The organism is Mesorhizobium sp. RCAM 06353 (assembly GCF_059683585.1).
Genome location: NZ_CM185031.1, coordinates 4,531,373 through 4,552,704 on the forward strand (window position 1 = coordinate 4,531,373; position 21,332 = coordinate 4,552,704).

Annotated in this window: 21 protein-coding genes; 13 read left to right on the plus strand and 8 right to left on the minus strand. The window is 62.3% G+C overall.

Annotated elements, in window-relative coordinates; genetic code table 11:
* Positions 1–35: 35 nt before the first annotated feature.
* Entirely contained in the window at positions 36–1,364 is a 1,329-nt protein-coding gene (locus tag AC56QX_RS21800) for a DNA polymerase IV (protein ID WP_497110544.1), read from the minus strand.
* A 66-nt stretch (positions 1,365–1,430) separates the two neighbouring features.
* Here AC56QX_RS21800 and AC56QX_RS21805 point away from each other — a divergent pair, with 66 nt between their 5' ends.
* Together AC56QX_RS21805 and AC56QX_RS21810 are read left to right on the plus strand one after the other, a co-directional pair.
* Positions 1,431–2,018, plus strand: coding sequence for a GNAT family N-acetyltransferase (locus AC56QX_RS21805; RefSeq protein ID WP_497110545.1), 588 nt, complete (start codon positions 1,431–1,433; stop codon positions 2,016–2,018).
* A 93-nt stretch (positions 2,019–2,111) separates the two neighbouring features.
* Positions 2,112–3,674, plus strand: a complete 1,563-nt coding sequence (locus AC56QX_RS21810; protein ID WP_497117838.1) for a hypothetical protein — start codon at positions 2,112–2,114, stop codon at positions 3,672–3,674.
* Between the two features lie 67 nt (positions 3,675–3,741).
* Here the strand turns inward: AC56QX_RS21810 and AC56QX_RS21815 are convergent, their stop codons facing one another.
* Together AC56QX_RS21815 and AC56QX_RS21820 are read right to left on the minus strand one after the other, a co-directional pair.
* Positions 3,742–4,395 (minus strand): hypothetical protein, encoded by a 654-nt coding sequence (locus tag AC56QX_RS21815; RefSeq protein ID WP_497110546.1) that lies wholly within the window; start codon positions 4,393–4,395, stop codon positions 3,742–3,744.
* Positions 4,392–4,691 carry a DUF3572 domain-containing protein gene (locus AC56QX_RS21820; protein ID WP_258583493.1) on the minus strand — a complete coding sequence of 100 codons (300 nt, stop codon included), beginning with the start codon at positions 4,689–4,691 and terminating at the stop codon, positions 4,392–4,394. The genes AC56QX_RS21815 and AC56QX_RS21820 overlap by 4 nt, the downstream gene beginning before the upstream one ends.
* A 247-nt stretch (positions 4,692–4,938) precedes the next feature.
* Between AC56QX_RS21820 and AC56QX_RS21825 the strand changes: the two genes are divergently transcribed.
* From AC56QX_RS21825 to AC56QX_RS21835, 3 genes are all read left to right on the plus strand, one after another.
* Complete coding sequence (locus AC56QX_RS21825) at positions 4,939–5,310, plus strand: response regulator (RefSeq protein ID WP_006334976.1); 372 nt, start codon at positions 4,939–4,941, stop codon at positions 5,308–5,310.
* A gap of 33 nt (positions 5,311–5,343) precedes the next feature.
* Positions 5,344–6,717 carry a PleD family two-component system response regulator gene (locus tag AC56QX_RS21830; protein WP_497110548.1) on the plus strand — a complete coding sequence of 458 codons (1,374 nt, stop codon included), beginning with the start codon at positions 5,344–5,346 and terminating at the stop codon, positions 6,715–6,717.
* A 533-nt stretch (positions 6,718–7,250) separates the two neighbouring features.
* Entirely contained in the window at positions 7,251–8,741 is a 1,491-nt protein-coding gene (locus AC56QX_RS21835) for an FAD-dependent monooxygenase (protein WP_497110549.1), read from the plus strand.
* A 22-nt stretch (positions 8,742–8,763) separates the two neighbouring features.
* Here the strand turns inward: AC56QX_RS21835 and AC56QX_RS21840 are convergent, their stop codons facing one another.
* Entirely contained in the window at positions 8,764–9,711 is a 948-nt protein-coding gene (locus tag AC56QX_RS21840; RefSeq protein ID WP_497110551.1) for a GlxA family transcriptional regulator, read from the minus strand.
* Between the two features lie 88 nt (positions 9,712–9,799).
* On the opposite strand from AC56QX_RS21840, the gene AC56QX_RS21845 reads away from it, so the two are divergent.
* The 8 genes from AC56QX_RS21845 (at position 9,800) to AC56QX_RS21880 (ending at position 17,582) form a co-directional block, all read left to right on the plus strand.
* Positions 9,800–10,495, plus strand: coding sequence for a DJ-1/PfpI family protein (locus AC56QX_RS21845; RefSeq protein WP_497110552.1), 696 nt, complete (start codon positions 9,800–9,802; stop codon positions 10,493–10,495).
* A 138-nt stretch (positions 10,496–10,633) separates the two neighbouring features.
* Positions 10,634–11,368, plus strand: a complete 735-nt coding sequence (locus AC56QX_RS21850; RefSeq protein ID WP_497110554.1) for a FadR/GntR family transcriptional regulator — start codon at positions 10,634–10,636, stop codon at positions 11,366–11,368.
* Positions 11,365–12,552: a PLP-dependent transferase gene (locus AC56QX_RS21855; RefSeq protein ID WP_497110556.1), complete on the plus strand. Its 1,188-nt coding sequence runs from the start codon at positions 11,365–11,367 to the stop codon at positions 12,550–12,552. Before AC56QX_RS21850 ends, AC56QX_RS21855 begins: the two co-directional genes overlap by 4 nt.
* A gap of 29 nt (positions 12,553–12,581) precedes the next feature.
* Positions 12,582–13,859: an ABC transporter substrate-binding protein gene (locus AC56QX_RS21860; protein WP_497110558.1), complete on the plus strand. Its 1,278-nt coding sequence runs from the start codon at positions 12,582–12,584 to the stop codon at positions 13,857–13,859.
* Positions 13,860–14,002: 143 nt separating this feature from the next.
* Positions 14,003–14,926 (plus strand): carbohydrate ABC transporter permease, encoded by a 924-nt coding sequence (locus AC56QX_RS21865; protein ID WP_497110559.1) that lies wholly within the window; start codon positions 14,003–14,005, stop codon positions 14,924–14,926.
* Positions 14,926–15,774, plus strand: a complete 849-nt coding sequence (locus AC56QX_RS21870) for a carbohydrate ABC transporter permease (RefSeq protein WP_497110560.1) — start codon at positions 14,926–14,928, stop codon at positions 15,772–15,774. Before AC56QX_RS21865 ends, AC56QX_RS21870 begins: the two co-directional genes overlap by 1 nt.
* A gap of 4 nt (positions 15,775–15,778) precedes the next feature.
* Complete coding sequence (locus tag AC56QX_RS21875; RefSeq protein WP_497110562.1) at positions 15,779–16,846, plus strand: ABC transporter ATP-binding protein; 1,068 nt, start codon at positions 15,779–15,781, stop codon at positions 16,844–16,846.
* Between the two features lie 427 nt (positions 16,847–17,273).
* Positions 17,274–17,582 carry a hypothetical protein gene (locus tag AC56QX_RS21880; RefSeq protein ID WP_497110564.1) on the plus strand — a complete coding sequence of 103 codons (309 nt, stop codon included), beginning with the start codon at positions 17,274–17,276 and terminating at the stop codon, positions 17,580–17,582.
* A gap of 810 nt (positions 17,583–18,392) precedes the next feature.
* On the opposite strand, the gene rpmG is transcribed toward AC56QX_RS21880, so the two are convergent.
* The 4 genes from rpmG to AC56QX_RS21900 all read right to left on the minus strand — a co-directional run bounded on the left by rpmG (position 18,393) and on the right by AC56QX_RS21900 (position 21,264).
* Positions 18,393–18,560 carry a 50S ribosomal protein L33 gene (rpmG, locus tag AC56QX_RS21885; protein WP_006201775.1) on the minus strand — a complete coding sequence of 56 codons (168 nt, stop codon included), beginning with the start codon at positions 18,558–18,560 and terminating at the stop codon, positions 18,393–18,395.
* A gap of 155 nt (positions 18,561–18,715) precedes the next feature.
* The gene (locus AC56QX_RS21890) at positions 18,716–19,174 is read right to left on the minus strand and encodes a YqfO family protein (RefSeq protein WP_497110565.1); all 459 of its coding nucleotides are present in this window, start codon (positions 19,172–19,174) and stop codon (positions 18,716–18,718) included.
* A gap of 92 nt (positions 19,175–19,266) precedes the next feature.
* On the minus strand, positions 19,267–20,445 hold the full coding sequence (locus tag AC56QX_RS21895) for an MFS transporter (protein ID WP_497110567.1): 1,179 nt from the start codon (positions 20,443–20,445) through the stop codon (positions 19,267–19,269).
* A gap of 78 nt (positions 20,446–20,523) precedes the next feature.
* On the minus strand, positions 20,524–21,264 hold the full coding sequence (locus AC56QX_RS21900) for an NUDIX hydrolase (RefSeq protein ID WP_497110568.1): 741 nt from the start codon (positions 21,262–21,264) through the stop codon (positions 20,524–20,526).
* Between the last annotated feature and the right edge of the window lie 68 nt (positions 21,265–21,332).

The following is a 21,332-nucleotide window of genomic DNA, read 5'->3' on the forward strand; positions in this document are numbered from 1 at the left end:
GCTGACCTGAATCTCAACACATCCGGTATCCAGGATCAGTCTTCCAGTGGCTCCGGCGGGTGCGCGTCGCGGCCCCTGCCGAACGTATATCCGGTTTCCACCGCCTTGCGGCCGAATTTGTCACGCAGCGCATCAATGGCGCCTTCGGCCATGGCGCGCTTGCGCGACTGCACGTCGACCAGGTCCGGCGGGTCCGCCTTGTCGTCGTCCGAGAGGTCGCTGACGCCGATGCCCAGCAATCGAAATTTCGTTCCGTCCGTTTCCTTGCGAAGAAGCTCGACGCCGGTCTGAAAGATACGGTCCGCGAGCCGGGTCGGGTCGCCGAGCTGGCGGTTGCGCGTGCGCAGCTTGAAATCCTGGGTCTTCAGCTTCAGCACCACTGTGCGTCCGGCAATGCCCGACTTTTTCAGCCGCGCCGAGACCTTTTCCGAAAGACCTCTCAGCACCGCGACCAGTTCATCCAGCGATGCAATATCGGTGTCGAAGGTGGTTTCGGCCGATACGCTCTTGGCGTTCTGGTCGGGGTCGACGCGGCGGACGTCCTCACCGCGCGAAAGTCGGTAGAGCCGGTCGCCCATCGTGCCGTAGCGGCGCATCAGGTCGGCACGCTCCATCTTTTGGAGCTGGCCGATGGTGCGGATGCCGTCGCGCTCCAGCGTGGCGTTGAACGCCTTGCCAACGCCCCAAATCATGGTCACCGGCTGTACCGCCAGGAAGCCGACCGCCTCGGCCTCGCCGATGACCGAAAAACCGCGCGGCTTGCGGAAGTCCGACGCGATCTTGGCGAGGAATTTGCAATAGGAGAGGCCGGCTGAAACGGTGATGCCGATCTCCTTCTCGACGGCCGATGCAAAGCGCGCCAGCACCACCGCCGGTGGCAGGCCGTGCAGCCGCTCGGTGCCGGCGAGGTCGAGAAACGCCTCGTCGATCGACAGCGGCTCGACCAGCGGCGTCAGCGCCTGCATCATGGCGCGCACTTCGCGGCCGACACGTACATATTTTTCCATGTTGGGCGGGATCACGACGGCCTCCGGGCAGGCCTCGAGCGCCTTGAACATCGGCATGGCCGAGCGCACGCCCCGGATGCGGGCGATGTAGCATGCGGTGGAGACAACCCCGCGCTTGCCGCCGCCGATGATCAGCGGCTTGTCCTTGAGCGCCGGGTTGTCGCGCTTTTCGATCGCCGCGTAGAAGGCGTCGCAGTCGATATGGGCCAGATGCAGTCGGTACAGCTCGGGATGGCGGGCAAGGCGAGGGCTGCCGCAGCGCTCACAGCGGCGCGTTTCACTGCGCTGAAAGGTCAGGCAGTCGCGGCAAAAACCGTGATCGGGATTGTTGACAGGGGCCGCCATCGCTGCGAACATAAAGAGAACAGAGGCAATGGTACGACAGTGCAGGGCCAGCCACAAGCTTGGCCTGGGGAGAACCGTATGAGCACGACCATAGCGCCGCTGGCGCCTGAGCTTTGGCCTGATTTCGAGGACCTTTTCGGCAAGCAGGGTGCTTGCTACGGCTGCTGGTGCACGCATTTCAGGCTGGCGCCGGCAGCGCGGCGCGAGAGCAGCCGCGAACGCAACAAGGACCACATCAAGGCGCGCATCGAAGCCGGCCCGCCGCCCGGCCTGCTGGCCTTCGAGGACGGCAAGGCGGTTGGCTGGATGCAGATCGGACCACGCGCCGACGTGCCCGAATGGAACAACAAGGGCAGGGGCTCGGCTCCGATCGATCCCGCCGACGCTACCGATCCGGCGGTGTGGGCGATCTCCTGCTTTTTCATCCGCGCCAAGGCGCGCGGCCAGGGCATCACCCATCGCCTCGTTGAGGGCGGCATCGATTTCGCCCGCAGCAACGGGGCACGGCTTGTCGAGGCTTGCCCGATCGACCTGTCGCGCGATTCGCGTTCGATCGGTCTGTTCGTCGGCTCGTCGGGGGTGTTCGAGAAGGCCGGTTTCGAGCGGCTCGTCGAGCGCAAGGCGGGCCGGCCGCTGATGCGGCTGGTGCTCAAACCGGCTGCCTGACTGTCATCATCTTGCAGTTGTGATGGTATTTCCCTACCAGAAGTACGACACGTTTTTGCCTTTTCGATCCAACGGAGAATTGCCGTGAACCGTATGTTGCCAACTGCCTTTACCGCGCTGCTGTTCTGCGCGCCCGCTTTCGGCCAGACCGTCGACAGCCAGGGGGCGAAGCAATTGTCCGACGACCTGTCCCGCTATGTCGGCAAGCAGGCGCTCGACAAGGGCATTCTGAAGGTCTCGGTCGAAGGCAACGCTTACAAGATCGTGTTCGATCTCCAGGCGCTTGCGGCGACCTTTCCCGCAGAGGGAAAGGTGAAACTCGACTTCGCGCCCTACGCTTTGCTGGTCAAGTCGCGCAGCGACGGCACCTGGGATGTCTCGATGGATTTTTCGCAAAGCGGATCCTTCGAGTTCAACGGGCCCGAGGGGCTGCAAAGCACGCAGTTTTCGATCAAGGACGGCAAGGGTTCAGGCGTCTACGACCCCTATCTGGCGGCCTTCATCAGCGGCACCAGTTCGTTGGCCGGCATGACGATGGCATCGAAGGATGCCAAGCAGCAGATGGAGGCCAGCACTGGTGCCGGCACCGCGACCATTGCCGCCACCAAGGCCGCCAATGGCGGCGTCGACTTCACGATGTCGCAAAAAATTTCGAATTTCGTCGAGGCCATCAAATTCAATGATCCCGAGAGCGGGGTGAATTTCCCGGTCACCATCAAGTCGCCGGAATTGTCGGTGGAAGCCAGCGGCAAGGGCGTGCAGACCAAGCCGCTGCTCGACCTCCTGGCATTTGCCGTGGCCAATGAGGACGAGAAGACGCTGAAGGCAAACCAGGCGCAACTGAAGTCGCTTCTGCTCGCTGCGCTTCCGGTGTGGGAGCGCATCGACGGCACCTATGGCTTCAAGGATTTCGCCGTCGACAGCCCGATCGGCACTTTCGGGGCGACGCAACTCAGCACCGTGTTCGGCAGCGACGGCGTTTCCCAGAACGGCAAGATCACCTACGGCATCAAGGCGTCGGGGCTGACCGTGCCGCAGCAGCTTTTGCCGAGCTGGAGCGTGGCGTTGCTGCCCACCGATATCGACCTCAATTTCGGCGGCGCCAATATCGATCTCGACAGCATGGCGAAGAAGGCGATCGAAGCGCTTGATCTCAATAAGAAGCCGCCGCTGTCGCCCGAGTTCGGCGACCAGCTCAAAGCCGACTTCCTGGCCAAGGCGCCGAAGGTTGTCATCGGCCACAGCACCGTGAAGAACAAGGACATGGAGATCGCGCTGGAAGGCGAGATGACAAGCTTCGGTGAAAAGCCCGACGCCAATCTTACGGTCGATGTCGCCGGCTTCGACAAGATCATGGCGCATCTGCAGGACGCAGCGAAGGCGGAGCCGGAACTGGGACAGTACGTGCCCGTCGCTCTCATGGCCAAGGGTTTTGCCAAGACGCTGCCGGACGGCCGTCTGGAATGGGCTGTCAGCACCAAGGCCGACGGCTCGGTCACCGTGAACGGCGTTATGCTGAAGCCCGCCGATCCGGCGGTGGACGACAGTGTCGATGACGGTGATGGTGCGGACGATAGCAGCGGCGGCGATAATGACGGTGGCGCCAATAGTGGCGGCGGCGACAATGGCGGGGCCGGCGCGAAGCTGAATCCTTGAGGGTACAGCCTTCGAGCAGTTTCGGGGAAAGCGCGTAGAGATTCCCCTTGGGACTTGCGTCTAGTGTTTAGAGCCCCAGCGCGCCCGCGATCTTCGGCGCGGCTTCGTGCCAGTCCTGGACGACGATGACATCGTCCGGGACTGCCGGCAGGAATGCCCGTAGCGAATTGTCGGCCATCAAATGGAAAAGATTGGCGTCGGTGACCGATTCCCGCACCGACGCCAGATTGTGCGGCTGATCGTCGACGAAGACCACCGGCCGGCCGTTCTTGCCGCGCAGCCTGGCCACCGCCGGTCCCTTGGCCATTTCGGTGGTCAACAGCGGATAGTTCAGACCCAGAGCATCGAGATGGGCGCGGCGTACGGCACGATGCCGGTGCGGCATGGCCGTCAGCAAGATGATTTCCGCGCGGTCGCCAAGCCTTGCCAAGGCTTCCGCGGCGCCGTCGGTGATGCTCTGCCAATCGGCTTGCGCGTCGAAGAAATCGCCCAGGAGTGTCGTGACTTCGGGCTGTTCGATCAGCCGGCCGCTGGCCGTTTCGGCAATGTTGCCGGTCAGCCGGAAGGACGCCAGCGTCAGGCCATAGCCGCGCGACTTGAGGAAATGCGGGAAGGGGCGAATGAATTCGAGCACGACGTCGTCGACGTCAAGCACCAGCAACGGCCGGTCGTCGTCGGCCAGTTCCTCGATCTGGCGCGCGGTCTCTGGATCATCGCTCATATGGAATGCTCATGGTTGTCGTCGCCGAGCGGCAGGGCGCGCAACGCCTTGCCGACGGCGGCCGGCGGCGTGCCGGTTTCCTCGGCAAAGCGCATCAGGGTCGGCTCGTGGGCGAGAATGAACTGCAGTACGCCGGCCAAAAAACCCGGCTCGCCGGCGGCCCTGCGGATCGAATGCGCCTCTATTCCGGTGATCGCCAGAAAACGCGGCAACAGCTCCGGATCTGAGGCGACGAAGCCCAGCGCCTTCACGGCAAGGGTTTCCGCCTCTTCGCGCATTGACGCCGCGTTTGCCATCACTACCTTCGGTATGTGGAATGAGTCTCTTCCGCAGTAATGGCAAGAATTGCTTGCGGCAAGCCTTTACAGCACGGCGCGCCGTTTGGACGCGCAGGGAGGCGAGGTGGAATTCGCGCTGCTTTGCAGCCCGAGGGTTTCCGTTTCGTCAATCATATTGCCGTATAGTGAAGCAGGGTTTGGTGCGTTCAACCAGGGGCGCATGACGGCCACCTTCGATCGGAAGGACGGCCGGAACGGGATGTCGATGCCTAAGAAGGTCATGATCGTCGAGGACAATGAGCTCAATATGAAGCTCTTTCGGGACCTCATAGAAGCGAGCGGCTACGAGACGGTGCGCACCCGCAATGGCCTGGAGGCGCTCGATCTGGCGCGTCAGCACCGGCCCGATCTCATCTTGATGGACATCCAGCTGCCCGAAGTGTCGGGGCTGGAAGTGACCAAATGGCTGAAGGAAGATGACGATCTGCACGTCATTCCGGTCATCGCGGTGACTGCCTTCGCCATGAAGGGCGACGAGGAACGCATCCGCCAGGGCGGCTGCGAGGCCTATATTTCGAAGCCGATCTCGGTGCCGCGTTTCATCGAAACCATCAAATCCTATCTGGGCGATGCCTGATGTGCCATTCCAGCCGAGCCGGAGCCTTGTGAAATGACCGCGCGGATCCTCGTCGTCGACGACATCCCTGCCAATGTGAGGCTGCTGGAGGTTCGGCTGCTGGCCGAATATTTCGAGGTGCTGACCGCCACCAACGGGCCTGATGCGATCGAGACCTGCGAGAACGGCAAGGTCGATGTCGTGCTGCTCGACGTGATGATGCCTGACATGGACGGGTTCGAGGTTTGCCGCAGGCTGAAGAGCGATCCGGCGACGTCGCACATCCCGGTGGTGATGATCACGGCGCTCGACCAAGTCTCCGATCGTGTGCGCGGGCTGGAGGCCGGCGCAGACGATTTCCTGACCAAGCCGGTCAACGACCTGCAACTGATGACGCGGGTCAAGAGCTTGGTCCGGTTGAAGTCTCTCACCGACGAGCTCAGGCTGCGCGCCTCGACGACGCGCAACATCGGCATCGAAGAGCTGCTCAGCCGCAATTTCGCGTCCGAAGACACGGCGCCGAAAGTGCTTTTGATCGACGAGCGCAAATCGTCGGTCGAGCGCATCCAGAAGATGTTGCGTGATCGCGCCGATCTTGACGTCAACAGCGATCCGCATGCCGGGTTCTTCCAGGCAGCCGAGACATCCTATGAATGCGTGATGATTTCGACGGCCTTCGCCGATTTCGATCCGCTCCGGCTCTGCTCGCAGTTGCGCTCGCTCGACCGCACCCGTTTCGTGCCGATCATCCTTTTGGCGGATGAGGGTGAGGAGGAGCGCATCATCCGCGGCCTCGAACTCGGCATCAACGACTATCTGATGCGGCCGATCGACCAACAGGAGCTGACGGCGCGGCTACGCACCCAGGTGCGACGCAAGCGCTACAACGACCAATTGCGCGCCAGTGTGACCCAGACCATCGAGATGGCGGTGACGGACGGCCTGACCGGGCTGCACAATCGCCGCTATCTCGACAGCCATCTGCAGACGCTGTTCGACCGCGCCGTGGCGCGGCGCCGGCCGCTATCGGTGATGATCACCGATCTCGACCGCTTCAAGTCGATCAATGACGCGCACGGCCATGATGGCGGCGACGAGGTGCTGCGGGAATTCGCCCGGCGGCTGCGCAAGAATGTCAGGGGTATCGACCTTGCCTGTCGGTTCGGCGGCGAGGAGTTTGTGGTGGTGATGCCGGACACTGATGGTGCGGTGGCCGAAAAAGTGGCCGAACGCATCCGCGCCGAAATCGCCCAGCAGCCCTTCGCCATCGGTACCGATGGCAAGACGATCGAGGTCACCGTCAGCGTTGGCGTGTCGTCGGTGCTGAAGGGCGTGGATACGGTGGCGGCGCTGATGAAGCGCGCCGATCTCGCGCTTTACGAAGCCAAGAGCGGCGGACGCAACCGCGTCGTTGCCAAGGCGGCGTAGTCCTCCGCGCCTGATTGTCCGGTCAATCCAACAAGGTTAGCTATTTACCTTAATCCAAGCGATTCGCGAGCCTTGGTTAAGAAACTGTTGATTTTTATGAGCTCTTGCGCAAATGTGCAGTGCGAGACGAAGCCGGCACGAGGGATAGATAGCCGGCTCGATCCTCAGGAATACCCCATGATGCTCAGGTCCGCCGCATCTCCTGGGTCCGTGGGGTCGGCCGGCCGGCGCTGGCACATAGTGGCCTCCTCGTACCGCTGCCAATCGCCGACCGGCCCCCTTAGTTTCAAGCCTCAGCAAAAGCCCCGAAAGGGGCTTTTTTCTTGCGTGGGAAAATCTGAATAACGCTTGCTGGGCAGTGGCGGCTTCAGCTGCGGCGGCGCGACTGCGAACTGCCGTTTTGGGCTGTCGTTCATCCAGGGCAAGGAGAGTACCTCTCTCCATTTTGTACATATGGCGCACAAGGGGCTTGCGGCAAGCCCCGCCTGTTCTCGTAAAACCGCGGCCCTCGCCAGCGGAAACGGGAGATGAGAATGGTTGTTGTGTCGCCAGCAGACGGTCGGGATCATGCAGTGGTCATCGTCGGGGCCGGTCCGACCGGACTGATGCTGGCGGGCGAACTGGCTTTGGCCGGCATCGATGTCGCCATCGTCGAGCGGCGACCGAACCAGCAACTGATCGGCCTGCGTGCGGGTGGCCTGCACGCACGCACCATCGAGGTGCTCGATCAACGCGGAATTGCCGACCGGTTTCTCTCCCAGGGGCAGCGCTTCCCGACAGTCGGCTTCCACATGATCCGGCTGGACATCGGCGATTTTCCTACGCGGTATAACTGTCTGCTGGCCCTGCGGCAAAACCATATCGAGCGGATATTGGCCGACTGGATCAGCGAGTTGCAGGTGCCGATCTACCGCGGACAGGACGTCACGGGCTTTGCGCAGGATGATGACGGCGTCGACCTGGATTTGTCCGGTGGCCAACGGTTGAGGGCACGATACCTCGTCGGCTGCGACGGAGGACGCAGCATAATCCGCAAGGCGGCGGGCATCGAGTTCGCGGGACAGGATCCGACGATGAGCTGGATGATCGCCGAGGTCGAAATGTCTAGGGAACCGGCATTGGGCTTTCGCAGCGACGCCTACGGAATTCATGCGATAGGCAAAATCGAGGAAGGCGACCGGGTGGGTGTCGTGCTGACCGAGCGGCAACTGACCATCGGCGGCGAACCGACGCTGGGCGATCTCAGCGAGGCACTTGTCGCGGTCTACGGCACCGATTTCGGGGTCCACAGCCCGACCTGGATCTCCCGGTTCACGGACACAACGCGCCAGGCCGCCGCTTACCGCGACAGACGCGTCCTGTTGGCCGGCGACGCAGCCCATATCCATCCGCCGATGGGCGGGCAGGGGCTCAATATTGGCGTGCAGGACGCGGTCAATCTGGGATGGAAACTGGCCCAGGTGGTCAAGCGAACCTCACCGGAAAGCCTGCTCGACAGCTATCACACCGAACGCCATCCAATAGCCGCCCGCGTCCTGCGCAACGCGATGGCGCAGGTTGCGCTTCGTCGCATGGATGCCAGCACCAAGGCATTGAACGACATCTTTGCCGAACTGCTTGGCATGGAAGAGCCGCGCAAACGGATCGCCGCGGAGATGTGTGGTCTGGGTATCCATTACGATCTCGGCGTGGGACATCCGCTGCTTGGGCGGCGAATGCCCGACCTCGACCTGGCCACGGCCAGCGGTCCGATGCGGGTCTTCAGCTTGCTGCACGACGCCCGGCCGGTGCTTCTCAACCTCGGTGAACCAAGCAGGCTGGACATTGCGCCCTGGGCGGATCGGGTTCGGCAGATCGACGCTTTGTATGCCGGTGCCTGGGAGCTTCCGATGCTCGGGATGGTCGCCGCGCCCGACGCCATCTTGATCCGGCCCGATGGCTATGTCGCCTGGATCGGGATTGGAACCCGGGAGGGGCTGGCTGAGGCGCTGACCATTTGGTTCGGGCCGCCCGCCGCGAGTTAGCGACACGCCGCAGGCCTTTGCGTCAGAAGCGTTCGCGATAATCGCGCGGATTTGTGCCGAGGACTCTTAGAAAACCGCGCCGCATCGTCTCTTCCGATCCGAAGCCGCAGCGGCGGGCCGTCTGGTTGACGGCCTGGCCCCGTTCCAGCATCCGTCGCGCCGCCTCGATCCGGATCTCCTCGATCGCGCGCGCTGGTGTGCGGCCCGTTGCCTCCCTATAGTGCCTGGAGAAACTGCGCGGGCTCATATTGGCGCGCTCGGCCAGGTTCGGCAGCGAAAGGTCGCCGTCCAGATTGTCCTGAATCCAGCCATGCAGCTGGTCGAAGCGTTCGTCGCCTTGCTGCAGCTTGAGCGTCTGGCTGAACTGCGCCTGGCCACCGGGTCGTTTCAGGAAAACCACCAGCTCGCGCGCCACCGCAAGCGCCACACGCCGGCCAAGGTCAGCTTCGACGAAGGAAAGGGCGAGATCTATGCCCGCCGTCACGCCTGCCGACGTCCAGACATTGCCGTCACGGATGAAGATCGGGTCGGGTTCCAGGCGGACCGCTGGAAAGCGCCGCGCGAACTCGGCGCAGCGTCCCCAGTGGGTAACCGCACGCCGGCCGTCGAGCAGTCCTGCCGTCGCCAGAAGCATGGCGCCACTGCACACGGAAGCTGTTCGCGTGGCGTCGTGCGAGCGGCCCATTATCCATTGGACGAGTTCGGGGTCCTCGCAGGCCGCGTTGACGCCCCATCCGCCAGGCACGATCAGCGTGTCGATCTCCAGCCCGTGCACCGGCATGCCCGCTGCCTCCAGCACGAGACCGGCCGATGTCCTGATCTGCGGCGAGGCGGCGACGACCGCGATCTCATAGGGAGCCGGTTCTCCGGCCTGCGTCCTGAAGTCGTTGGCGCTGGCGAAAACCTGAAGCGGCCCGCTGACATCGAGGAGCTGGATGTCGGGATAGGCAAGAATTTCGATACGGCGCATGGCGATTTGGCTAGAAACGAGGGGTGATTGGCGATCGTGCCAAAGCATGATGCCTTAGATTGGCTGAAGTCAACCTGTGGAGAGTTCCATGAGCCTTCGTTTCGGCATCCTCGTCTTCCCCAATGTCCAGCAGCTCGATCTCACCGGCCCTTATGAAGTCCTGGCATCGGCGAAGGGCGCCGAGGTGGAATTGATCTGGAAGGATCGCAATCCGGTGATGTCGTCGACGCGGCTGTCGCTCAACCCGACGGCGACCTTCGACGATTGCCCGCCTCTCGATGTGCTGTGCATTCCGGGTGGAGGCGGCGTCAACCCGCTGCTGGAGGACCAGGCCGTCCTCGATTTCGTGCGGGAGCGCGCTGCGCAGGCACGCTATATCACCTCGGTATGCAGCGGTGCCCTGGTGCTCGGTGCCGCCGGCCTGCTTAAAGGCAAGCGGGCGACGACGCATTGGTACGCGCATGATTTCCTCGCCGAGTTCGGCGCCATTCCAGTCGACGAGCGAATTGTCGAGGACGGAAACCTGATAACCGCTGGCGGCGTCACCTCGGGGATCGATTTCGGTCTCGCCCTGGTCGCCAGGCTTCTCGGTCAGGCCGAGGCCGAAACGGTGCAGCTCTCGCTCGAATATGCCCCGGCTCCTCCGTTCCAATCGGGCACGCCCGCACAGGCCTCGCCTTCCGTGCTGGCGGAGGCAAAGAAGCGGCTCGCGGGTTCGAGGCGGGTTCGCGAGGAGATGTTCGCGCGCTGGCGCGCCACGCGAGCAGCCGTCACGCCGGCGTAAAGCCAAGCATGAACTGACGGGCCGAACGGCGCCATGGCGAGCCGTCCGGCCCGTCCTCGTTTCGGCTGTTGACACATCTCTCCGTCCGTGCAGAATTGGTTGGACCATTGGACCACTTGTGCGTTTCGGGGAGAATTTGTGGACCAGAACAGCCTGCCACCCATTCAGACGACGGCGCGCGATGACGCCGTGCTGAAGGCGTTGGTGGGCTTTGTTCGCGCCGAGGCCTTGCAGCCCGGCGAGCGGCTTCCGACCGAGCGTATCCTGGCCGAACGGCTCAAGGTCAGCCGCAACACGGTGCGCGAGGCACTGACGCGGTGGGAGGGTCTCGGTCTTGTCGAGCGCCGGCAAGGCAGCGGCACTTACCTCAAGGCGGCTGTGTCACCCGACATGCTGCACATGCCGCTGACGCTGGCCGGCGGCAACGATTTTGCTTCGCTCATGCAGACACTGGAAATCCGCCGCGCGCTGGAGGCGGAAGCAGCGGCCCTTTGCGCCGAGCGCGCGAGCCCAGCCGACATTGCCGAGATCGAGCGCAAGCTCGATATCATGGAGCAGGCGTTTCGCACCCGCGACGGCATGTCGTCGGAAGAGGACTGGGAGTTCCACCAGGCGATCTACCGCGTCTCGGGCAATCCGCTGTTCGAGCAGATCATCGCCGCCATGCACGAGCTGTTCCACCGCTTCTGGGAGCATCCGCTCGGCGTGCGCGACTTCGGCCACGCCAGCTTTCCCTACCACCGCACCATGTACGAACGCATAATCGCTCGCGACCCGCAAGGTGCCCGCGCCGAGGCGCTCAAGCTGATCGCCACCGTCGAGGACGATCTCAAGCGCGGTGCGGCCAAACTCAAACTTTCGAGCCAGATATGAACGAGCATCCGACCGGTTTCGATCACGATTATCTTGCCGAGGCGGCAACGCTTTTGGCGCATGATGAACCGTTTCCTGGCGGCGCGGTCGTGCCGCCGATCTACCAGACGTCGCTGTTCACCTTCGCCAATTATGCCGAAATGGCCGACACCTTTGCCGGCAAACGGAAGCAGCCGATCTATTCGCGCGGCGACAATCCGACGGTAATGGAGTTCGAGGCGCGCGTGGCCGCGCTCGAAGGCGCCGAGGCCGCGCGTGGCTTTTCCAGTGGCATGGCGGCGATCAGCGCCACCGTGCTTGCCTTCGTCGGCGCTGGCGAGCGCATCGTTGCGGTGCGCAATTGCTACGGCGATGCCTATCGGCTGTTCGAGCGGCTTCTGCCGCGGCTCAACATCAAGGTCGATTATGTCGACGGTTCCGATCCGGATGCGGTGGCGGCAGCGCTTCCCGGCGCCAAGCTGCTTTATCTGGAAAGCCCGACCTCGATGATGTTCGAGCTGCAGGATATCGCCCATCTGGCCCGGTTGGCGAAAGAGCAGGGCATCATCACCACCATCGATAATTCCTGGGCCTCACCGGTGTTCCAGAAGCCGATCTCGCATGGCGTCGACCTGGTGCTGCACTCGGCCTCGAAATATCTCGGCGGCCATAGCGACACGGTCGCCGGCGTGGTGGCGGGTTCGGCCGCGCACATCAAGCATATCAACGAGCAGACCTATTCCTATCTCGGCGGCAAGCTGTCGCCGTTCGAAGCCTGGCTGCTGTTGCGCGGGCTGCGCACGCTGCCGCTGCGTTTGCCGCACCACATGAAGAGCGGGCTGACCATCGCCGAACGGCTGAAGGCGCATGCCAATGTCGAGCGCGTCAATCATCCCGTCTACTCGAACCATCCGGGCAAGGCGACGCTGGCCGGCTATGCCGGTCTGTTCTCCTTCGAGGTGACGGACGATATCGACATCCCTGTCTTCGTCGACGCGCTGAAATATTTCCGCATCGGCGTCAGCTGGGGCGGGCATGAGAGCCTGGTCGTGCCGGCCAAGGCGTCGCTGGAGCAGACGCCGGGACTGAATTCGATGGCGCGCTTCGGCGTCAGCCCCCGAACCATCCGCTTCAATGTCGGATTGGAAAGTGTCGAAGACCTCTGGGCCGATGTGGCCCAGGCCTTCGAAAAAGCCAGAAAATAACAAGCGGGTTCAAAATGGGAGTCTTGAACATGAAAAAACTGACCGTCATGCTTGCCACCGTTGCGGGGCTGGCGATTTCCGCCGGGAACGCTGCGGCCGATTCGACCCTGAAAATGGTCGAAGTCATCACCAGCCCGCCGCGCACCGAGTTCCTGAAAAAGCAGATCGCCGAATTCGAAGCCGCCAATCCCAGCGTCAAGGTTGAGCTGATCTCGCTGCCCTGGGGCCAGGCCTTCGAAAAGTTCCTGACCATGGTGCAGGCCGGCGACACGCCCGACGTCGTCGAGATGCCGGAACGCTGGATGGGCCTCTATGCCAACAATGCGCAGCTCGAGGATCTTGGCCCCTACATGGCCAAGTGGGACGACGCCAAGACGCTGGGCGAGCGCGCCAAGCAGTTTGGCTCGACGGTCAACAACACCCAATACATGATCCCCTACGGCTACTATGTGAACGCTCTGTTCTGGAACAAGAAGCTGTTCAAGCAAGCCGGCCTCGACGGCCCGCCGGCGACGCTCGACGAATTTATCGCCGACTCCAAGAAGATCTCCGCCATCCCAGGCAAGTACGGCTACTGCCTGCGCGGCGGCCCCGGTGCCTTCAACGGCATGCACATGTTCATGAACATCGCCGCAGGCAAGGGCGGCTACTTCAACGAAGACGGCACCTCGACCATCAATGACGAGGGCTCGGTCAAGGGCCTGCAGATGCTGGCCGACATGTACAAGGACGGGCTGGCGCCGAAGGATGCGGTGAGCTGGGGCTTCAACGAAACCGTCACCGGCTTCTATTCCGGCACCTGTGCCATGCTCAACCAGGATCCGGACGCGCTGCTCGGCATCGCCGACAAGATGAGCGCCGACGACTTCGCCGTGGCGCCGCTGCCTGTCGGGCCAAGCGGTAAATCCTATCCGACGCTGGGCTATGCCGGTTGGGCGATGTTCGCCAACTCGCAGCACAAGGACGACGCCTGGAAGCTGATGGCAACGCTGCTGTCGCCAAAGGACAATCTGGAATGGGCCAAGGAAGTCGGCGTCGTCCCGATCCACAATGGTGCGGACCAGGATCCCCATTTCAAGACCGAGCAGTTCAAGGGCTGGTTCACCGAGCTCAGCGACACCTCCAAATATGAAATGGTGACGCCGCCGACGCATCTGGAAAACCTCGGCAATTTCGTCGACCAGGTGGCGATCAAGAACTTCCAGGAAGTGCTGCTTGGCCAGAAGACGGCCAAGGAAGCGGCCGACGCATGGGCAACGTTCCTGACCAAGGAACAGCAGGACTGGCTGGCCAAGAACAAGAAGTAAACGCAGCTTCTTCCTTCTCCCCGTTCACGGGGAGAAGGTGGCCCGAAGGGCCGGATGAGGGGCGGCGCCAGCACCCCAAGGCTCGCTCTGTCCCTCATCTGCCTGCCGTATCCGCCGCCGCTCCAGGGAGCCGATCCTCAGCAATGACCTATGCCGTGTCCGAAATACGATCCGCCGGCAAGCCGCGACGAAAGCGGCTGTCGCATGCCGCCATTGAGCCCTGGCTCTATCTCAGCCCGGCGATCATCCTGCTGGTCGTGGTGCTTTTGGTGCCGCTGGTCATCGGCATCAGCTACTCCTTCCGCAAATTCTCGGCCTTCAAGTCGGAATATGTCGAGCTCGGCCAGTATCAGGCGATGTTTTCGGATCAGGTGCTGGGGCAGGCGCTGGTCAATACGCTGTGGTGGACTGTCGCCAGCCTGTTCTTCCAGTTCTTCCTTGGCCTTGGCCTGGCGCTGCTGCTCGACAAGCCGTTCTGGGGCCGCAAGGTGGTGCAGGCGCTGGTGTTCCTGCCCTGGGCGGTGCCGTCCTTCCTGTCGGGCCTGACCTGGGCGTGGTTGTTCAACCCGATCGTCGGGCCGCTGCCGCACTGGCTGTTCGCGCTGGGGCTGAAGGCCGAGCCGACCAATGTGCTCTCCGATCCTGCCACGGCGATGTGGGGGCCGATCATTGCCAATGTCTGGTTCGGCATCCCGTTCTTCGCCATCACGCTTCTGGCGGCGCTGAAATCCATTCCATCGGAACTGCATGAGGCGGCGGCGATCGACGGTGCTTCGCCCTGGCAGCGCTTTACCAAGGTGACGCTGCCGTTCCTGGCGCCGACCATTGCCATCACGGTGATGCTGCGCACCATCTGGATCGCAACTTTCGCCGACCTGATCTTTGTCATGACCGAGGGCGGACCGGCCGGCTCGACCAACACGGTGCCGGTCTACATCTATGTCAGCGCCTTCAAATCACTGGACAAGGGCTATGCCTCGGCGGTGGCCGTGCTGCTGCTCGTCCTGCTCATTGCCTATGCGATCGCGCTGATCGCCATCCGCCGCTCACTGGTGAGGCACGTCTGATGATCGCGGGACGTTCTACTTCACAACGGTTCTTCGGTGGCGTCGGCCTCTATGCGGCAATCGCCGCCTATGTGGTCTTCGCCCTGTTCCCGATCTACTGGACGCTGAAGATCTCGGTCACGCCGGAGCGGTTGCTTTACTCCGAAGGCATCACCTTCTGGCCGTCGCACATGACGTTGCAGAACTTCATCACCGTGCTCGAAGCCACCGATTTCCCGCGCTATTTTCTCAACAGCGTTATCGTCTCGGTCTCAACGGCAGGCCTGGTGACAGTCATTGCCACGCTTGCCGGCTACGCCATGTCGCGCTTCACCTTTCGCGGCAAGGCGGCACTGGCGCTGATGCTGCTTTTGACCCAGACCTTTCCGCTGGTGATGGTCATTCCGCCGATCTACCGCGTCATGGGGCAGATCGGCCTGATCAACAGCCTGACCGGGCTGATCATCATCTACACCGCCTTCAACACCGCCTTCGCCACCTTTCTGATGCAGTCCTTCTTCGACGGCATCCCTAAGGACCTGGAAGAGGCGGCGATGATCGACGGCTGCACCCGTGCGCAGGCGATGCGCAAGGTGATCGTGCCGCTGACGCTGCCCGGCATGGGCGCGACACTCGGTTTCGTCTTCACCGCCGCCTGGAGCGAGCTTCTGTTCGCACTGATGCTGATTTCCAGCGACGACCAGAAGACCTTTGCTGTCGGCCTGCTCACCTTCATCGGTAAATTCGCCGTCGACTGGGGGCAGATGATGGCGGCGTCGATCCTGGCGCTGATCCCGGTCTGCATCTTCTTCGCCTTCCTGCAACGCTATCTCGTCACCGGCCTCACCGCCGGCGCCGTCAAAGGATAGATCGATGGCTTCTGTTACGCTCGAAAAGGTCCGCAAGGATTACGGCGCCGTCCGCGTGCTGCACGCGGTCGATCTTGAAATCGCCGATGGCGAGTTCGTTGTGCTTGTCGGCCCGTCCGGCTGCGGAAAGTCGACACTGCTGCGCATGATCGCGGGGCTGGAGGAGGCTTCCGGCGGCGAGATCCGCATCGGCGACAGGCTGGTCAATGACGTGGCACCCAAGGACCGCGACATCGCCATGGTGTTCCAGTCCTACGCGCTCTATCCACATATGGATGTGTCGAAGAACATGGGCTTCAGCCTGCTCCTGAAGAAGGCGGAGAAAACGACAATCGACGCCAGGGTGGACGGTGCGGCCAAGCGGCTGGGCCTGGACAATTTCCTGCAGCGCTTGCCGCGGCAATTGTCCGGCGGCCAGCGCCAGCGCGTCGCCATGGGTCGCGCCATCGTGCGCGATCCCAAGGTTTTTCTGTTCGACGAGCCGCTATCGAACCTCGATGCCAAGCTGCGCGTCCATATGCGGGCCGAGATCAAGGCGCTGCACCAGCAATTGAAGACCACTTCGGTCTACGTCACCCACGACCAGATCGAGGCGATGACCATGGCCGACCGCATCGTCGTCATGCATGACGGGCTGATCCAGCAGGTCGGCGCGCCGCTCGATCTCTATGACCGGCCGGCCAACATGTTCGTTGCCGGCTTTATCGGCTCACCAGGCATGAACTTTTTGCCGGCGACGGTTCGCAAGGGTGTCACTTCGGAGGCCGTGCTTGCGGATGGTCAGGCGTTGAAACTGCCCGACAGCCTGCCCCTGCAGGACGGCGACGCCATCACCGTCGGCCTGCGGCCCGAACATATCAGGCTGGCCAATGATGGTGCGCTGCAAGGCGAGGTGGGGGTGGTGGAGCCGCTTGGCCTGTCGACGCAGTTCTATGTCAAACTGGCCAGCCAGCAGCTGTGCGTCTTTGCCATGGGCCGCGCCGGTGTGAAGCCCGGCGATACTGTGAGGCTGTCGGCCGATCCGGCGTCGCTGCATCTGTTCGATCCGAAAAGCGGCGATCGCATCGGCTGAAGGAATTTCAGCCAGCGGCATTCTGTCTTGCAGACAGAAACGCCGCCCGATGGGCGGAAAATAGCCATTTTGAATCAATGTGATATCTGTCGCAATCCTTATGATTGCTGCATAGTTCACGCTATGGATATCATCCCCTGTTCTATCAAAGTTTAACGGCTAGGAAAGCGCACTGGAAAGCACAGTGGGTAACAGTTGATTCAACCATTGCTGGTATCTTCGAAGAGTGAGGTAGCGGCTCCGACAGTGCGGCGGGGGCTGGAGTGCCGGAGCCGCCCACGCAGTCATGATGGGACTTGACCGCGCTGTTCCAAAATAGGACAGCGTGGTCAATGATTCGTTAAGATGCTCTCGAGATAATTCAGCATGTGCTAATTAAATGCCGATCTTGCCAGTCAGTGCCTGCCTCGCAAGATTTTAGGGAAGAATGAGCAAGCGCGGCGGTGATTTTCTCTATCATTGGATAGCGGACCATTTACCGGACGATCCGATCATCGACCCGGTCCTGATGGTGATCGATATGGCTGTAGACGCAAAACGGGCGGTGGAAGCCCAGGGCATCCCGGGCAGAGAGATCCATGAAGAAATTGGCACGATCTACGAATTCATCATGCAAGGGTTGCGCTGGCCCTTGCCAGTGACAAGGCGAGGAATACAGTTCTCCCGTTGCGGCGACCCCTTTCATCGGAGATCGCCATGCTTTTCTAGAGATCGTCGGGGCGCTTCTGGCCTTTAGGTACGGTGGGCATCGGCACGCTTCTCCTGTGCGCTCTTACAGAGATCATCTAATTTGTCGCGGACTCGATCGTTATTAAGCAGTAGCTTGGCGCGCGGAAAACCTTTGCTACGAAGCTCCCGTTCAATCGCTTGCCACCCTTCATAGTCACCCGACAAAGCAAGTTTCCCAGCTTCGCGCCACATACGCACGTCACGCCCTCGGGACACGCCTTTTCCCATGCTTTGCTGTGCCTACCCAACCCCTATAAGCCCCAGCACCGGTTGGATCGGCCCGCGCACCTCCAAGGCGGATGCCATGCGGCCCGGCATCCCTGCATCGGCGGGGGTGCGGCAGAGCGCCGGGCCCGGCCGGCGTGGGGCATATGGCGGGCGCGCCGGCTGGCCGGTGTATACGCTTCTGCTAATATAATAGGGACTCATCCCTATGATCGGGACTTATCCATATGAACTATGAAAGCAGCAAAAGGCGGAGCGCAAACCGGCCACAACCTACGTCGTGAGTGTGTTCGAGAAGCCGCATTGGCGCACCGTGATCACGACCAAGGACAAGCAGGCGGCTCTCAATATGGCAAAGGAGATCGGCGACTAGGTGCGGGTCGAGGAGATCACGCCGAAGGTGAAGAGGCGCTAGACTGAACCACGACGTTGTGGCGATTGGAGCGGCCTACCAGCACTGCATCTGTTCGACCCGCAAAGCGGCGATCGCATCGGCTGACGGAATTTCAGCCCGGGCTGAGGGCAGGCGCTGTCTTGCAAACAAAAACGCCGCCCATCGGGCGGCGTTTTTGTTTTCGAAGGGAAACCCAGATTACTTGATCTTGGTTTCCTTGAATTCGACGTGCTTCTTGGCGACCGGATCGTACTTGCGGAACGACAGCTTGTCGGTCTTGGTACGGCTGTTCTTGCTGGTCACGTAGAAGAAACCGGTGTCGGCGGTCGACAGAAGCTTGATCTTGATGTTTGCGGCTTTGGCCATGATCTCAGTCCGTTATGTTCGTGGGGTTTTGGCCGCTGGAGCACGGGAAAAACACCCGGACGCGGGAAACTTGGCGCGACACATAAAGAACGTGCCTGGAAAGTCAAGCCCGGCGAACCTGATGTGGCCCGCCCGGCCCGCCCATTACGCGTAAATCAGGCGTTTTCCGCCTCGGATACCGCAACCTTCTTCCAGTCTCCGGTCGTGTTCCACCAGCGATTCGGATTGGCGCGGTCGTCCAGCCCCTTGGAGCGGCTGGCGAGGATCGGCTGGATGCGGATCACCGGCTCCTGATAGGAATGGGCCTGGAAAATCGCCTCGACGACGCGACCGGCTAGCGCCTGGTCGTCAGGCAGTTCAAACGAAACCTCGACTGTGCCCGGGCGGCGGCGCAATTCGGTTTCCGCGCCGGCCGCGGCCCCTTCAAGCGGCCTGTAGCGCTCGATGCCGTGCGCAGACTGATAGGCGTTGCGGTCATATTTGCCCATCACCAGCGGGGCGATCGCAACCACCGCGTCCATGATGCGATCGACATCCGCGGCCGGGGCCTGGAAGCTCACAAGCAGCAGGAGCGTCATGCGCAGGGATGTGGTTTCAAAGCCGCTGTCGATCATGGGAGTGTCCTCAACTTCCGATGTTTTGGGACACTCTTTTAACCCAGCGCTCCTGACACGGTTCTGTCAGCAGCGGACGCTGCGTCAAAGGGTCAAAGAAGAATCTTGCGGACGAGCCTGATGCCGACCAGCGCCATATAGGCGGCGAAGAACAGGCCGAGCGACCAGCCGAAACCGGACGGACCGAACGCATCCATGCCGATGCCGATCGCCTGTGGGCCAAGCACCATGCCGACGCCATAGCAGAGCACGAAGGCGGCGTTGGCGGATGCCAGTTCATGGCCGGAAAGCTGCGAGCCGAGATGGGCAAGGCCGATCGTGTACATGGCAGCGACCACGCCGCCCCAGACGAACAGGAGCGCCGCCATCAGGTGCCAGTTCTGCGCGAAGAAGGGCATGAATATCGTGCCGGCAAGGCCGACGGTGGCGCAGGCGAGCAGCAGGTAGCGGCGATCGCTGACGCGGTCGCTGATCATGCCGATCGGGATCTGCAGCAGCACGTTGCCGAGACCGATCATGGTCAGCAGCAAGGCCGCGTCGGCTTCGGAATAGCCGATGCGATTGCCGTAGATCGGGAACAGCGCGAAGCCGCCGGTTTCGACCGCACCGAAGACCAGCACGGCGGCGGTCGCCGACGGCACCAGCCAGATGTAGCGCAGGAAATTGCTGGTTTCGCCGTCGGAGGCGATGCTCGGGCTCTCGTTGCGTGCTGCCAGCACCGGTATCGCGGCCAGCGTTACCAGGCCGATGATGACGCCGAACGGCCTGAAGCCGGAGCTGCCGAGATGGGCGAACAGCCACGGTCCGGCGGCAAAGCCGAGCGACAGGACGGTGGCGTAGATGCCAAGGACAAGGCCGCGCCGGTGCGGCGGTGCCGAGGTGCTGATCCAGAATTCCGACAGGATGAACAGCACTGTCAGCGCGATATGCAGCACGATGCGCAGCGGAAACCACATCCAGAAATCGGGCGCGAAATGGAAGCCGACGAAGGCGAGCGCGCCGGCGGCAATCATGCCAATCATGGTCCAGGCGACGCCAAAGCGCATGGCGAGCGGCGTCGCCAGCGGCGCGCCTGCGATCGAGGCCAGACCGGCGACAGCGGTGTTGAGACCGATCATCGAAGCCGAGTGGCCACGCGTTTCCAGGATGACGCTGAGCAAGGGCATGCCGAGGCCAATGGCGATGCCGACGACGCTGATCGACGAGATCGCCGCCACCATCGGCAGCCAGTGTACGCGTTCGTCGCCCTGTGGTTGGGTATCGACCGTCATGGGATGCTGAATACTCTGTCTCTTTGATCTTAGGCAATTCCGGGCGGAAAACCCGCGTCACACTTTCCTGGAATTGCTCTACAGAAGTTCGCGGGTGAAGCGGTTGCGGACAAGCCGGTAGAAGGGAACGGGACCGCCCGGACGCAGCAGCGGGTCATGGGCAAGGCGCTTTTCCAGCTCGTCCAGGATCATTCGGGTGATGTCGGGTATGTCGGCTTCCCTGGCCTTGGCAAGCGGCAGCCAGACCAGTTCCTCGAGTTCGTTGGTCGGGCCGCCGCCCGGCAGTTCGACGGCGACATCGTTGCGCCAGGCGCTGAAGAAGCGCGTGTCGAAGCGGCGTACCCGGTTGGGCGGGGTGATGGCGCGGGCGATGAAACGCAGCGTTTCGAGTGAAGGTCTCACGCCGTGTTCGACAAAACCTTGCCAGTCACGCTTGTCGGTCGCAAAGGCGGCCTTCTGGCCGATCAGCAGACCGGCTTCCTCATAGGTCTCGCGAATTGCGGACAAGGCGACGGCCCGGGCGCGCGCAGCGCTGGTGCGGCCGGGACCGGCAAGCAGCTTTTCTTCCTCGTCGCGATGCAATGCGGTGGCTGTCGCGATGCGGCTGTCGGCCGGATCGGTGCGGCCACCAGGAAACACGAATTTTCCAGGCATGAAGGCGTGGCCGGCGTGGCGACGGCCCATCAGCACCAGCACCTCGTCGCCCTTGCGGTCGAGAAGAATCAAGGTCGCGGCGTCACGCGGACGCAGGGGCCGGCCGCCATGCGCGGCAAGACCCTTGTCGAGCTTGTCGACATCCGCCTTGGTCATTGCTTCCATGCGCTGGACCTAGCGGAAACTTCTTGCAAACGAAAGTGGCCTTTCACGGTCGGTATGTTGCGCCAGCG